We start from the raw sequence: 13,631 nt of genomic DNA on the forward strand, positions 1-13,631 counted from the left end.
GTGAGCAATAAAAGTAACAATCCCTTTGACAAAATTCAGCAAAGCGCGGGTATTAGTCCAAGTGAAATCTACAAAGTTGCTGATTCAGTTAAAAACGCCGATTTTTCGGATGAGAAAACCGTTCGAAGGCTCGTTCGGCAATTAGCGAAAATGGCGAACAAACCCATCTCGAGAGAAAAAGAAGATAAACTTGTTAAGTCCATAACGAATAATAAAGTTCCTGGAGATCTTAACTCGCTGAATCAGTTATTTAAAAAGTAACGAGACTTGGGCATGTGAGGATACAACCTCGAGTCAGCTCGCATAAAATAGAACGCACAAGCATTCATAGATAGAGTTGCTGTGGGTATTATTTAGTCAAGCCAGGATGAAGATAGCCCCTCTTTATCCTGGATTTTTTATATGGAAAAACACACTTCGATTCCCCTATTATGCATGCTCTATTTGGCACGGTATGGTATAATAACGGTTGCAGTAAACGGACAAACAGATATAGAGGTGAAAAAATGTCACAATCAATGATGAATATGTGGATATCTTTAGCGGGTATGGGGCTTTTAATTATAGCTATCGGCCTAATTGTATTAGCAAGACATAAACTGAAAGGGTTTTTATCCATTATTGTATCGTTTTTAGCATATGTTTGCCTAATTTTAGGAGGTATCATAATACTTTATATCGTCTTTAGTGGGCCAACAATATAAGCTAATGGAGGTTAATGTATGAAACATACATATAAAATTATTGCAATGATGCTCCTAATACTATTTATTTTAAGCGGTTGTTTATATCCTAGTAGCCAACTAGAAAAGAATCAAACACCAAACCAGGCACAGCTTGATATGGTTCAATCTGCATTAAATGATTATCAGGAGAAAACGAATGGATTATTACCTATTCGTACAAAGCCAAACGAAACTCCTATTTTTGAAAAATATATCATTGATTTTAATCAGCTAAAAGAACAAGGTAGCCTAGCAGAGGTGCCAGGTAACGCTTATGAGAATGGCGGAATATACCAATATGCTATTATTAATCCAGACACCAATCCAGAAGTAAAATTAATTGATTTACGTATCACCGATGCACTGAGAAGTATTAATCTGAAAATTAATCTATATCGTGATAAAAATCTATATCCACCTTTTGGTGAAGTAGTTGAAAACGGCATCTTTACTATTGATCATGAGAAATTAGGATTAGAGACTCCACCCACAATAGAAAGTCCTTATTCTGATGCTGTATTACCAATTGTCATGGATACGGATGGTAATATCTATATTGATTATCGGATAGATTTAAATAACGCTTTAAAAGAGTATAACAGTAGCTATAAAGAAGGAGAGGATATTCGCTTTCTATTAGCGGAGAACACCCCATTCTTACCCGTGTATTCCTTACCTTATACAGTTAAAGACAATGAGCCTGTTTTTATGACGGAATAAATTTTCATAAATACGCCCTTGCAGCATATATTTGTTGCAGGGGTTTTTTATTGCTATAACCCGGTGTTATTTGAAATTACCGAGCTACGAATAAATGCATCCTTTAAAAGCTTATTAAATTAAATAATGTCAGGTAGGGAGCCTCCTAGAACTGTCCTAATACGTACATCTAGTAATTGGCTTAGAATAATTCTGGTTCGTCTAAAGAAACTTTATCATTTATTTTAATTCTTTTGCATATATTAAGTCATAATTTGATAGGACAACATCATAGAATTGTAATGTCAATTATTCGTAGTTTGTTCATTTAATATTGTAGTGATCGGGAGGGGATCGTTTGAAAAAGGTAGACATTTTTAAAGATATTTCGAAACGTACGAATGGCGATATATACCTTGGTATTGTTGGAGCTGTTCGAACAGGAAAATCAACTTTCATCAAGAAATTTATGGAGCTAGTTGTTCTTCCGAATATTGAAGATGAAAGTGAGAAGGTTAGGGCACAAGATGAACTACCTCAAAGCGCAGCTGGAAAGACTATTATGACAACTGAACCAAAGTTTATTCCGAATCAAGCAGTAAATGTAACCGTTGAGGAAGGTCTAGATGTAAATATTAGACTAGTAGATTGTGTTGGTTATGCAGTAGAAGGAGCGAAAGGATTTGAAGATGAGAACGGACCAAGAATGATCAATACTCCTTGGTATGAAGAACCCATTCCATTTCATGATGCTGCTGAAATTGGAACTAGAAAAGTAATTCAGGAACATTCTACAATTGGTGTGGTCATTACAACTGACGGGTCTATCGGTGATATCGAAAGAGGAGGCTATGTTGAGGCCGAGTCTAAAGTTGTGGAAGAATTGAAAGAAGTTGGGAAACCATTCATTATGGTTGTTAACTCAGTTCATCCAACAAGTGGTGAAACCGAATTGCTTAGACAAGAGCTGTCTGAAAAATATGATATACCGGTACTTGCGATGAGTGTCGAGTCCATGACAGAACATGACGTATATAATGTCCTTCGTGAGGCGTTATATGAGTTCCCTGTACTTGAGGTTAATGTGAATCTTCCAAGCTGGGTAATGGTATTAAAGGAAGATCATTGGTTACGTGAAAGCTATCAAGAAGCAATTCAATCTACTGTAAAAAATATTAGAAGACTACGTGATGTCGATCATATTGTTGGTGATTTCGCAGACTATGATTATATTGACAAAGCAAATCTAGCCGGCATGGAGATGGGAGAAGGAATAGCTGAAATTGATTTACATGCTCCAGATTATTTATATGATCAAGTATTAAAAGAAATTGTCGGTGTTGAAATTAGAGGTAAGGATCATTTGCTAGAGCTTATGCAAGACTTTGCTTATGCGAAAAGACAGTATGACCAAGTTGCGAGTGCTTTACAAATGGTTAAGCAGACAGGATATGGTATTGCTGCTCCGACGCTAGAGGATATGGAGCTTGACGAGCCTGAAATTATTCGCCAAGGGTCAAGATTTGGTGTAAGACTAAAGGCAGTTGCACCATCTATTCATATGATAAAAGTAGAGGTAGAGTCCGAATTCGCGCCAATTATTGGTACGGAAAAACAGAGTGAAGAATTGGTGAGATACTTAATGCAAGACTTTGAAGAAGACCCATTATCGATTTGGGAATCTGACATATTTGGTAGATCACTAAGTTCTATTGTAAGAGAAGGCATTCAAGCTAAAATTTCACTAATGCCTGAAAATGCTCGATATAAACTAAAAGAAACACTAGAGCGAATTATTAATGAAGGCTCTGGAGGATTAATAGCGATAATCCTATAAAATAAACAGCAGCAGTTAGCTGCTGTTTATTTTTTTGTTTATTTTTAAATTTTAGAAGGATTTTGCGAGCAACTAGCGAATATGTTACATAGGGCATTTAAGAAGGGGATTTATTACCAATATTTGGATAGAAGTAGCCGCTAATCTATAAAATATCAAACAAAATAAGAAAAAATAATAGGTTTTTGTTGAATTTTAAAGAAATCTCGTTTATTATTAGCGTTGTCCCTATTGATATAGGGGCATTTAAGTATAAAAGTTGGTAAATTGGTAAACAAATGATGAGAGAGAAATATTTGTACCAATGTGACCCGAAATCTTTTTTGGGAGGAGGTGAATGTCATGAATAAAACAGATTTAGTAAATGCTGTTGCTGAAAAAAGCGAACTTTCTAAAAAAGATGCTACAAAAGCTGTTGATGCAGTTTTCGAAGCTGTCATGGATTCACTTAAAAAAGGTGAAAAAGTACAATTAATCGGTTTCGGTAACTTCGAAGTACGTGAGCGTTCTGCACGTAAAGGTCGTAACCCTCAAACTGGAGAAGAAATCGAAATCCCTGCAAGCAAAGTTCCTGCTTTCAAACCAGGTAAAGCCCTTAAAGACAGCGTAAAATAATACGTACATAGGGTTAAAGGGTGCGTTCATACGCACCCTTTTTTCTTTTCATATTACTTCCTAAAGGGATTATACTAATTGTAAAATATGAAGGAGTGTATCGTATGAATAATAACAATGATTTTTTTGTAATTAAAGCCCTTGAAGATGGTGTTAATGTAATTGGATTAACTAGAGGATCAGATACAAAATTTCACCATTCAGAGAAACTGGATAAAGGAGAAATTATGATTGCTCAGTTTACCGAGCATACTTCTGCGGTAAAAGTTAGAGGTAAAGCTATTATCCAAACAAGCCATGGCGAGATAACGAATAACTAAAGGAAATATGTTACAGGTTATATAGCATACATATTACAACTTTTGAACTACCTGACATAGATAAATGTGTTATAATAACTAAGGCAACAAAAAGGCTTGAAGGGCTAAGGTGATAAATTTGCATACAATGGAGAGGGAATTACAACATTTAAAACAGCAAATTAAAGAGAAAGTAAGACATTCTTTCCTTTTACAACATATTGACAACCCTGAAATTGATGAATACAAACTATACTTTCTTCAACAAATATTGAATAAAACAACATTAGCCCCAAAAGTAAAAGAACAGCTAATTATAACGACAATGCTTGTACAAATTGCTTTAGATATACATGAGCAAATTCCGGACTATAAAGGGGAACAAGGTCCATCAATTAATGTTGAGAGCCAATTATCCATATTAGCTGGGGATTACTATAGTGGCCTTTATTATTATCTACTCGCTGAAATAGAAGAACGTGAGTATATAACCGTACTTGCCACAGCAATCAAACACATTAATGAATTAAAGATGGAATTATATTATCTTAACGACTATACAATAGAGAACTATTTAAATATCAAAAAAGAAATTCAGATAACATTAATCAAATATATAGCTGATCATGTTCGAGTGACAGAAGAGCTCCCAGTTATGGCAGAATTATTATTACTAAACTATATGATACATACAAATGATATATTTGTTGAAATAGACAAGCAATCAGTACTTGAGGCTCAAGTAAACAAAACAAAAGGTATGCTAGAGGGTTTACAGGTGGAAGATGGGTATAAGCAAAATCTTGTAAAAATACTTCACACCATCGTATACCAACATACCGCTTTGGAGATGGATTAATGATGCAAGGTAAATCAAAAGAAGAACGCGTACATCATGTGTTTGAAAAAATATATGATAAGTATGATACGATGAACTCTATCATCTCATTCCAGCGACATAAAGCCTGGCGAAAAGATGTCATGAAGCAAATGAATGTTCCAAATGGAGCAAGTGCATTAGATGTTTGTTGTGGAACTGGAGATTGGTCTTTCTCACTAGCTGAAGCAGTAGGTAGTAAAGGAAACGTAATCGGTCTAGATTTTAGCCAAAATATGTTATCGGTAGCAAAAGAGAAGAATGAAGAACTAAACTATGATAATCTAGAGTTCGTCCATGGTAATGCAATGGAATTACCATATGAGGATAATTCTTTTGATTTTGTAACGATTGGATTTGGGTTAAGAAATGTTCCGGATTATATGACTGTTCTCAAGGAAATGTATCGAGTTGTAAAACCAGGTGGTGTTGTAGCATGTCTAGAAACATCACAGCCTACGATGATTGGTTTTAAACAACTATATTTCTTCTATTTCCGTTTTATTATGCCATTATTTGGTAGAATTTTTGCAAAGAGCTACGAGGAATATGCATGGTTAAATGAATCTACTAGGAATTTCCCTGATAAAAAGACATTAAAGCAAATGTTTTTAGATGCTGGATTTTCGACAGTACAGGTGAAGAGTTATACCGGTGGGGTTGCAGCTATGCACATGGGTGTTAAATAAAAATCATTAGTTTTGACAGACAAAAGGTGAATTACATGAAATTACCAAAAACATATACCTACCTAAAGAAAGATCTCGACGTAATAGAATCATCCTTAATGGAGGCAATTCAGGCCAATCATCCCGTACTACGAGAAGCATCTACACAGCTATTGAAGGCAGGAGGGAAGCGTATTCGGCCTGTCTTTGTTTTGTTATCAAGTCAATTCGGTACGGTTAGTATCGAACAAATAACCAAAGTGGCAGTTTCATTGGAACTAATCCATATGGCAACCTTAGTCCATGATGATGTTATAGATGACGCGGAGCTAAGAAGAGGGATGCCGACAATTAAGAAACAATATGGTAACCGTGTCGCCATGTATACTGGTGACTACATTTTAGCTCGAGCTCTAGAAACCATCACACAGATTGATAATGCAGAATTACATAAAACATTGGCAGAGGCATTAGTCGAGGTTAGTTTAGGAGAAATTCAACAAATCAAAGATAAGTACAACTGGGATCAAAATATACGATCTTATTTAAGAAGAATTAAGCGGAAGACTGCCTTACTCCTCGCTTTAAGCTGTAAGCTTGGCGCGATGACATCAGGAATTACACCTAGTGAAGTTAAGAAACTTTATGAATATGGATATTATATTGGAATGAGCTATCAGATCATCGATGATATTCTTGACTTTACTTCTTCTGCTGAAGAATTAGGTAAACCATCTGGGAATGATTTGTATCAAGGGAATGTCACGTTACCAGTTCTTTATGCTATGCGTGATGAGAACTTTAATCGGTTAGTTAGAGAAACCTTCGCAAATCCGGATGAGGTTTCTAAAGAAAAGATGGAATGCATCATTAGCAGACTAAAAGAAACGGATGCAATTGACATGTCTTACCAGCTAAGCGAACGTTACTTAAAAAAGGCGTTTCGTGCATTGAATGGTTTCCCTCATAATAAGGCAAAGATAACCCTTGAACAAATTGCCAAATATATAGGAAAAAGAAAGCAATAGTAAATATTGTTATTTTTATAAAAGTTTGATAGAATTTAAACGGTTACATAATTCCTAATGACATACTTAAATGAGGTGTAAACATGGAGAAAACTTTTTTAATGGTTAAACCAGATGGGGTACAACGAAATTTAGTAGGCGAAATTGTAAACCGATTTGAGAGAAAAGGCTTTAAATTAGTAGGTGCAAAATTAATGCAAATCTCTGAGGAGCTAGCGAGTGAGCATTATGGAGAGCACAAAGAAAGACCTTTCTTCGGAGAACTAGTAGAATTCATTACTTCTGGACCAGTTTTTGCAATGGTATGGGAAGGTGAAAAAGTCATTAGTACAGCTCGTGAAATGATGGGTAAAACGAACCCAGCTGAAGCTTTACCTGGTACAGTAAGAGGTGACTTTGGGGTGACAGTAGGTAAGAACGTCATTCATGGTTCTGACTCACCAGAAAGCGCTGAGAGAGAAATTAATTTATTCTTCAATCAAAATGAATTAATTTCATATTCAAAACAAGATAGTAATTGGATTTATTAAGTTAAACAAAATGCCTCCGTTTCTTTAATGGAGGCATTTTACTAGATAAGCAAGTATACATACATAAGCAAAAAGAGGCGCAGAGGCTATGAGGGATGATTATCAACTATTTATAGAGAAAGTGTATGCTAAGTTTCGAATTGATCTAAAGCAGTATAAAGAAGCACAGATGAAGCGAAGATTAACCTCATTACGTGATAAAAGAGGTTACCAGGATTTTATGTCCTATTTTGACGCGATTCATCAAGACAAAGGATTACTTAATGAATTTATCGATAGAATTACCATAAACGTATCGGAATTCTACCGAAATCCTAAGCGATGGGAAGTATTGCGTGATACCGTCATACCAACACTCCAAACAAATAATAAATCATTTTTCGTTTGGAGTGCAGCTTGTTCTACAGGAGAAGAGCCTTATAGTATAGCCATTTTACTAAAAGAATTCTTCCCTAATGTAAATGCTAAAATCCTAGCAACCGATATTGATGAAAAGGTACTAGAAAGAGCCAAACAAGGTGTTTATGCTGAACAGGCGCTTAAGGAATTACCGGAAGAATTAAAGAAAAAGTACTTTACGTATCGTGATAACACATATGAAGTAGACCCTTCTATTAAGCGTCAAATTACGTTTAAGAAGCACAATCTATTAGAGGATGACTATCCTGAGCAAGTTGATTTAATTATATGTAGAAATGTACTTATATATTTTACGGATACCGCTAAGGATAAAATCTATCATAACTTTTCTGAATCACTTACAACTAATGGCGTTCTATTTGTTGGTAGTACCGAACAAATATTTAGTCCAAACAAGTATAATCTGCAATTATTGGATACTTTCTTTTATCAAAAATTAAATTAATTATCAAATGCTCATATCAGATGATAGGGAGCATTTTTTTCTATTATAAGGACCTATTAGTTTATACTAGATAATAGGATAAGTAAAACAAGGAGGTAAAGCATGCGTTATTTAACTGCAGGTGAATCACATGGAAAACAATTGACAACAATCATAGAAGGTATTCCTGCACAAATGCCTTTACAAAAAGATCAGATAAATGAGTCGTTACTTCGTAGACAAAAAGGTTATGGACGGGGTAAACGGATGCAAATAGAGAAAGATTTAGTTGAGATTACAAGTGGTGTTCGCCATGGTTATACACTAGGATCTCCTATTTCACTAGTGATAAACAATGATGATTATAAGCATTGGACCGATATTATGGGGGAGGATCCGTTAGATAAGGATGTGACGTTAAGGCGAGTAGTAACAAGACCTAGGCCGGGTCATGCAGATTTAAACGGGGCATTAAAATATGGACATCGTGATATTCGTAACGTATTAGAGCGCTCCTCTGCTCGGGAGACTGCAGCAAGAGTGGCTGCTGGTGCCGTTGCGAAAACAATGCTAAAACAACTTGGGATTAGTGTGTGTGGGTATGTAAAAGAAATAGGCGGAATTCAAGCAGAAGATATGCCTAACGTATCAATGGAAGAAAGACAGCGGATTTCGGAAGCTTCTCCAGTAAGAACGATAGATAAGAATGTCGAGCAACAAATGATGGAGAGAATAGATTTGGCTAAAAAGAATGGTGATACCTTAGGAGGTGTTACAGAGGTTTACGTAGAAGGGATGCCTGCTGGTGTCGGTTCCTATGTACATTATGACCGAAAGCTAGATTCACGTATTGCAGGAGCGGTAGTCAGTATCAATGCATACAAAGGAGTTGAATTTGGAATCGGTTTTGAAGCCGCAAGAAGAAATGGTAGTGAGGTTCATGACGAAATCAATTGGAATCAGGAAAAGGGGTATTACAGAAACTCGAATAATCTTGGGGGATTTGAAGGTGGAATGACAACTGGAATGCCCATTGTAGTTAAAGGTGTTATGAAGCCGATTCCTACCTTAATGAAGCCACTACAAAGCATTGACATGGAAACAAAGCAACCTTTTCAAGCTAGTGTGGAGCGCTCTGATGCTTGCGCAGTACCTGCAGCCGCAGTAGTAATGGAGCATGTGGTAGCATTTGAGTTAGCAAAAGCGATGCTGGAGCAATTTCCGCGTGATAACTTCTATAAATTAAAAGAAGCAGTAGAAAACTATCGTGAAGAAATAAGGAGATTCTAATGAAAAACATTCATGTGCGTTCAACCATTCAATCCTATGATATTGTAATTGGTAACCATATACGCCATCATATCAAGGACCAGCTGGATAAGAATTATTCGTCGATTCTTATTATTACAGATTCTAATGTTGGAAAACTATATGCTCAAGACATTCACGATGGACTAAATCAAAAGAACATCTTTATAGAAATTGTCGATGCAGGGGAGCAATCGAAAAATATTGAAACATTTTATAACCTTCATACGAAAGCAATTGAATATGGCTTAGATCGTCAATCTCTCATTATTGCTTTAGGTGGAGGGGTAATAGGAGATTTAGCGGGATTTGTAGCAGCAACCTATATGCGCGGAATTGATTTTATTCAAGTACCTACTACATTACTAGCGCATGACAGTAGTGTTGGAGGGAAAGTTGCTATCAATCATGATAAAGGAAAGAATTTGATTGGTAGTTTTTATCCACCTGTACTAGTACTATATGATACGGATACATTACAAACTCTACCACCAAAAGAAATTCGATCAGGGTATGCTGAGCTAATAAAAGAAGCTATGCTTTCCGATAGTGGATTATGGAACAAGCTCTTATCGCAGCATTTAGATAGGATTACCCCAGCTGATTTAGAACAGTTTCTAGAAATGGGAATTAAAATTAAAGCAGAAATCGTTCAACAGGATGAAAGAGAATCAGGGGTGCGGAAGTTTTTAAATCTCGGGCATACATTAGGTCATGCAATAGAAGCCGATTTAGGGTATGGTGTACTAACCCATGGTGAGGCAGTGGCAATTGGACTACTATTTGCATTTTACGTAAGTGAACAAGAATTACAAGCAGTATTGCCGATACAAGAGCTCAGAGATTGGTTAAAACGAAATGAATATCCATTTTTGGTGAATACGGATAGAATAGACGAATTAATCGATTTAATGAAACGTGATAAAAAAACAGAGCATAATCAAATCCAGATGGTATTATTAAATAAAATTGGAGACCCCGTTACCCATATTGTAGAAGAAAACAAACTAAAGAATTATTTAACATCATTTGTAGAGAGAGAAATAATAAATGGATAAAAACAGTCATGGTGATTGTAAATAATCACCACCGTAATCTAGTTTTTTAGTAGAGATAACTTAACGGTAGATGGAAGGGATTTTAAAGTGAATATTATTGTAAAAGCAAACAACTTAATGGAGATGGATAAGGTAGACGAGGCGCTAAAGCTTATACGTAAGCAAATGACAAAAGCATCTGATGAAGAGCTATATTGGTATGCGGAATTTTATTTGCATTGGGGATTTTTAGTGGAAGCTGAAGAGATTCTGTCTAGATTACTTATAAACTATCCAGAAGAAAGTGAATTAAAATTATACCTCACGGATATTTATATCGAACAAGATAATGATGAAAAGGCTATAGACCTACTTAACTCTATTCCAAAAGGAGATGACGCTTATTTGCAAGCTTTAGTAGCACTTGCAGATCTTTATCAATCCCAAGGGTTATTTGAGGTAGCAGAGCAAAAGCTTCTACAAGCGAAAGAGTTAAATCCGTCTGAGCCAATCATTGATTTAGGTTTAGGAGAGCTCTATTATTCTTTCGGAGATTTCAAGCGAGCCATCACCTTTTATGAAAAAGCCTTAAAATCCGATGTGCACGATATCCCAATTCATGAAAGATTAGCAGAATCTTATGCCAACGTTGGAGAGTATGAGGTTGCATTAACCTATTACGAAAAAACAGATAGCAAAAATCCAGATGTGTTATTTAAATATGGGGTTACAGCATATCAAGCAGATCGTAAGGATATTGCTATTCATGTATGGGAGGAGTTAATTGAAGAAGATCCTTATTACCATACTGCTTATATGCAGTTAGCGAAGGCTTATGAGGACGAGGAGTTACTAAATGATGCTTACGAGACGACATTAAAGGGTCTAAAATTAGATGAGTTTAATAAGGAACTATACTACTTAGCGGGGACCTTGGCTCATAAATGTAATTTAGATGTGGAAAGTGAAAAACACATTCGAGAAGCAGTTAATCTCGATATGGATTATAAGGAAGCAGTTCTGTTTTTAATAGAACTGTTAAAATTGAAGGCCAAGCCGGAAGAAATTATCGAGTTAATTCGTATGGTCAAAGAATATGGTGGTGACGATCCTTTATATGACTGGGAAATTGCACGTGCCTATATTGAAATTGAATCCTATAATGATGCATTAAATCACTACAAGGAAGCATATAATAGCTTACAACATGATAATGACTTCTTAAAAGAATACGGATACTTCTTAGTTGAAGAAGGGAAATCTTTAGAGGCGATTAAGGTATTCACTACCTATTTAGAGCAAGACCCACAGGACGATGAAATCATGGAATACGTTAATCGTTTGAAGCAAATGTAATATGGTGAAGGGGAGGAGGTAATAAACGCTATGCAAGCACCTGTTTCAGTAAAGGATAAAAAGAAGTTTTTACAATGGTTCCTCAATAATTATCAATTAAAAAAACGGGAAAGTGTATGGATTCTGAACTACTTAATTAATCATCAAGAAATATTAGAAAATGTTCACTTTGTTCATGACGCTAAATTTTGTGTAAGAAGTGTTATTATTACCAGTCAATGTTCCAAAGAAGTCCCATTCCGCTTTTACAAAAATCATTTAGTAACCACAGACGCTGAAAAGGCATTTCACGATATTCGTCTCAATCAACATGAGTCATTATATATTCAATTAAATTTTAATCAGTCAAATCAAAATCATCTATATGCTTCCGTATTAGAAGAAAATCCTTTTGTACCGGATGAATATTTAATTACCCAGCAAGACAAAGATAATGCCAAGTTACTGCTGGAACACTCACTATTTGAGTTTCGTAAGAAACAGTTGTTAGAGAAAATTGATCGGAGCTTAGATGAACAAGATAAAGACCAATTCAACAAATTAGTGAAGGAACTTAGAATCCTTGAATTGAAAATGCTTAGTCAACCTACTTTGCAAGAGCAATAGGTTGATTTTTTTTGTTTGCACCAGTATATTAACTTGGGAATCATAAAAATATTAAATTTAGTAAATACTAAAAAAGGTGGCTACATACATGCAATGGACAAAAAAGGATATGGAGCTCTATGTTGGCTCAAAAGAATATATTGATACTGCTATCATTCCAATAATTCCGTTCCAAGTATCACAAGAAGCATCATTTGGAAAAAGTACTTCCAAAAGAGAGAGCTTATCTATCTTTGCGACGGAAATTGAAAAAGAGCTGTCGGGTAGAGTTCTTTTAATTCCTAACTATTATTATTTAGAATTTGGTAATAAGGAACAAGAAGCGAAGCGACTAAATGAGTGGTGTGAAGAAATTAAGAAACAACCGTTTGAGCATGTGTTCATCTTAACCTTTGATGCTAGTTGGAAGCGTTATGAAAAAAATTTAGAGGCTAATCTCTTATGGGTTCCTGGAGTTCAGGTTGATGAGACAAATTCCGCTAATATGCTGCAACTAATTAGGGGACAAGTTCCAGATGTCATCGATCTTATACGCAGTTATTGGTAAACGTAATAAAATTATGAAATCTTTCAGAACATAGATGGATATGTATTGACCGAGCAGTAAGTTTGCGCTATCATGATAATGTCCTAGTAATATGATTAAAATTATTGTCCGTGATTATTGTGAAGAGGGGGGAAAATCATGAGCGAAGAAAAGCAACAAGTGTCCCGTCGTCAATTTCTGAATTATACACTAACAGGTGTTGGAGGATTTATGGCTGCTGGTTTGCTTGCACCTATGCTCAGAATGGCGATTGACCCAGTTTTACAGCCACCAAGTGATGGTGACTATGTAAACGTCGGTCTTGCTGTTGAAGATATTACAACAACACCTCAACGTGTCGATTGGCAAATTGAACAAGTAGATGGATGGTATGAGTCACAACCAACAAGAACTGCGTGGGTTTATAAAGATGATAGCGGAAACATTGTAGCACTTTCCCCAATATGTACACACCTAGGCTGTGTTGTATCATGGGAGGGAAATGAAAGTTTTCCGGACCAATTCTTTTGCCCATGTCATGATGGTCGCTACACCAAGGATGGTGTGAACGTTCCAGGAACACCACCGACAGCGCCATTACCTTTGTATGAACAAAAAGTGGAAAATGGAATGCTATACTTAGGTAAAGCAATATCTAGAAAGGAGGCGTAATTAT

Annotated in this window: 17 protein-coding genes; all 17 read left to right on the top strand. The window is 35.8% G+C overall.

Translation table 11 applies throughout. The features are described 5' to 3' along the window. Positions 1-261, top strand: coding sequence for a stage VI sporulation protein F (locus ACSKT4_RS11325; protein ID WP_186869792.1), 261 nt, complete (start codon positions 1-3; stop codon positions 259-261). A 245-nt stretch (positions 262-506) separates the two neighbouring features. Further along, entirely contained in the window at positions 507-704 is a 198-nt protein-coding gene (locus ACSKT4_RS11330; RefSeq protein WP_186869791.1) for a DUF2768 domain-containing protein, read from the top strand. Positions 705-722: 18 nt separating this feature from the next. Further along, on the top strand, positions 723-1,445 hold the full coding sequence (locus tag ACSKT4_RS11335) for a hypothetical protein (protein ID WP_186869790.1): 723 nt from the start codon (positions 723-725) through the stop codon (positions 1,443-1,445). Positions 1,446-1,782: 337 nt separating this feature from the next. Beyond that, positions 1,783-3,261: a stage IV sporulation protein A gene (spoIVA, locus tag ACSKT4_RS11340; RefSeq protein WP_186869789.1), complete on the top strand. Its 1,479-nt coding sequence runs from the start codon at positions 1,783-1,785 to the stop codon at positions 3,259-3,261. Positions 3,262-3,603: 342 nt separating this feature from the next. Beyond that, complete coding sequence (locus ACSKT4_RS11345) at positions 3,604-3,876, top strand: HU family DNA-binding protein (RefSeq protein ID WP_010095921.1); 273 nt, start codon at positions 3,604-3,606, stop codon at positions 3,874-3,876. Positions 3,877-3,980: 104 nt separating this feature from the next. Further along, the gene (mtrB, locus tag ACSKT4_RS11350; protein ID WP_186869788.1) at positions 3,981-4,196 is read left to right on the top strand and encodes a trp RNA-binding attenuation protein MtrB; all 216 of its coding nucleotides are present in this window, start codon (positions 3,981-3,983) and stop codon (positions 4,194-4,196) included. Positions 4,197-4,323: 127 nt separating this feature from the next. After that, complete coding sequence (locus ACSKT4_RS11355; RefSeq protein ID WP_186869787.1) at positions 4,324-5,034, top strand: heptaprenyl diphosphate synthase component 1; 711 nt, start codon at positions 4,324-4,326, stop codon at positions 5,032-5,034. Further along, positions 5,034-5,741 (top strand): demethylmenaquinone methyltransferase, encoded by a 708-nt coding sequence (menG, locus tag ACSKT4_RS11360; protein ID WP_425516475.1) that lies wholly within the window; start codon positions 5,034-5,036, stop codon positions 5,739-5,741. Before ACSKT4_RS11355 ends, menG begins: the two co-directional genes overlap by 1 nt. Positions 5,742-5,776: 35 nt before the next feature. After that, the gene (gene hepT / locus ACSKT4_RS11365) at positions 5,777-6,748 is read left to right on the top strand and encodes a heptaprenyl diphosphate synthase component II (RefSeq protein WP_186869786.1); all 972 of its coding nucleotides are present in this window, start codon (positions 5,777-5,779) and stop codon (positions 6,746-6,748) included. An 83-nt stretch (positions 6,749-6,831) separates the two neighbouring features. After that, complete coding sequence (gene ndk / locus ACSKT4_RS11370) at positions 6,832-7,278, top strand: nucleoside-diphosphate kinase (RefSeq protein ID WP_186869785.1); 447 nt, start codon at positions 6,832-6,834, stop codon at positions 7,276-7,278. 88 nt (positions 7,279-7,366) lie between these two features. Beyond that, positions 7,367-8,143: a CheR family methyltransferase gene (locus tag ACSKT4_RS11375; RefSeq protein ID WP_186869784.1), complete on the top strand. Its 777-nt coding sequence runs from the start codon at positions 7,367-7,369 to the stop codon at positions 8,141-8,143. A 102-nt stretch (positions 8,144-8,245) separates the two neighbouring features. After that, positions 8,246-9,412 carry a chorismate synthase gene (gene aroC, locus ACSKT4_RS11380; RefSeq protein ID WP_186869783.1) on the top strand — a complete coding sequence of 389 codons (1,167 nt, stop codon included), beginning with the start codon at positions 8,246-8,248 and terminating at the stop codon, positions 9,410-9,412. Next, positions 9,412-10,488 carry a 3-dehydroquinate synthase gene (gene aroB, locus ACSKT4_RS11385; protein ID WP_186869782.1) on the top strand — a complete coding sequence of 359 codons (1,077 nt, stop codon included), beginning with the start codon at positions 9,412-9,414 and terminating at the stop codon, positions 10,486-10,488. Before aroC ends, aroB begins: the two co-directional genes overlap by 1 nt. 87 nt (positions 10,489-10,575) lie before the next feature. Then, positions 10,576-11,823: a tetratricopeptide repeat protein gene (locus tag ACSKT4_RS11390; RefSeq protein WP_366481021.1), complete on the top strand. Its 1,248-nt coding sequence runs from the start codon at positions 10,576-10,578 to the stop codon at positions 11,821-11,823. 30 nt (positions 11,824-11,853) lie between these two features. Beyond that, complete coding sequence (locus ACSKT4_RS11395) at positions 11,854-12,429, top strand: ReoY family proteolytic degradation factor (protein ID WP_186869781.1); 576 nt, start codon at positions 11,854-11,856, stop codon at positions 12,427-12,429. Between the two features lie 88 nt (positions 12,430-12,517). After that, entirely contained in the window at positions 12,518-12,976 is a 459-nt protein-coding gene (locus ACSKT4_RS11400; protein ID WP_186869780.1) for a DUF2487 family protein, read from the top strand. Positions 12,977-13,114: 138 nt separating this feature from the next. Next, positions 13,115-13,627 carry a QcrA and Rieske domain-containing protein gene (locus ACSKT4_RS11405; RefSeq protein ID WP_186869779.1) on the top strand — a complete coding sequence of 171 codons (513 nt, stop codon included), beginning with the start codon at positions 13,115-13,117 and terminating at the stop codon, positions 13,625-13,627. Positions 13,628-13,631 lie beyond the last annotated feature (4 nt).

It is taken from the genome of Ornithinibacillus liuyingii, from assembly GCF_055550225.1.

Excerpts from the sequence above, each read along its gene's own strand:
- ACSKT4_RS11330 (WP_186869791.1), top strand. The coding sequence starts at position 507 with ATGTCACAATCAATGATGAATATGTGGATATCTTTAGCGGGTATGGGG.
- ACSKT4_RS11335 (WP_186869790.1), top strand. The coding sequence starts at position 723 with ATGAAACATACATATAAAATTATTGCAATGATGCTCCTAATACTATTT.
- ACSKT4_RS11345 (WP_010095921.1), top strand. The coding sequence starts at position 3,604 with ATGAATAAAACAGATTTAGTAAATGCTGTTGCTGAAAAAAGCGAACTT.
- mtrB (WP_186869788.1), top strand. The coding sequence starts at position 3,981 with ATGAATAATAACAATGATTTTTTTGTAATTAAAGCCCTTGAAGATGGT.
- ACSKT4_RS11355 (WP_186869787.1), top strand. The coding sequence starts at position 4,324 with ATGGAGAGGGAATTACAACATTTAAAACAGCAAATTAAAGAGAAAGTA.
- menG (WP_425516475.1), top strand. The coding sequence starts at position 5,034 with ATGATGCAAGGTAAATCAAAAGAAGAACGCGTACATCATGTGTTTGAA.
- hepT (WP_186869786.1), top strand. The coding sequence starts at position 5,777 with ATGAAATTACCAAAAACATATACCTACCTAAAGAAAGATCTCGACGTA.
- ndk (WP_186869785.1), top strand. The coding sequence starts at position 6,832 with ATGGAGAAAACTTTTTTAATGGTTAAACCAGATGGGGTACAACGAAAT.
- ACSKT4_RS11375 (WP_186869784.1), top strand. The coding sequence starts at position 7,367 with ATGAGGGATGATTATCAACTATTTATAGAGAAAGTGTATGCTAAGTTT.
- aroC (WP_186869783.1), top strand. The coding sequence starts at position 8,246 with ATGCGTTATTTAACTGCAGGTGAATCACATGGAAAACAATTGACAACA.
- aroB (WP_186869782.1), top strand. The coding sequence starts at position 9,412 with ATGAAAAACATTCATGTGCGTTCAACCATTCAATCCTATGATATTGTA.
- ACSKT4_RS11395 (WP_186869781.1), top strand. The coding sequence starts at position 11,854 with ATGCAAGCACCTGTTTCAGTAAAGGATAAAAAGAAGTTTTTACAATGG.
- ACSKT4_RS11400 (WP_186869780.1), top strand. The coding sequence starts at position 12,518 with ATGCAATGGACAAAAAAGGATATGGAGCTCTATGTTGGCTCAAAAGAA.
- ACSKT4_RS11405 (WP_186869779.1), top strand. The coding sequence starts at position 13,115 with ATGAGCGAAGAAAAGCAACAAGTGTCCCGTCGTCAATTTCTGAATTAT.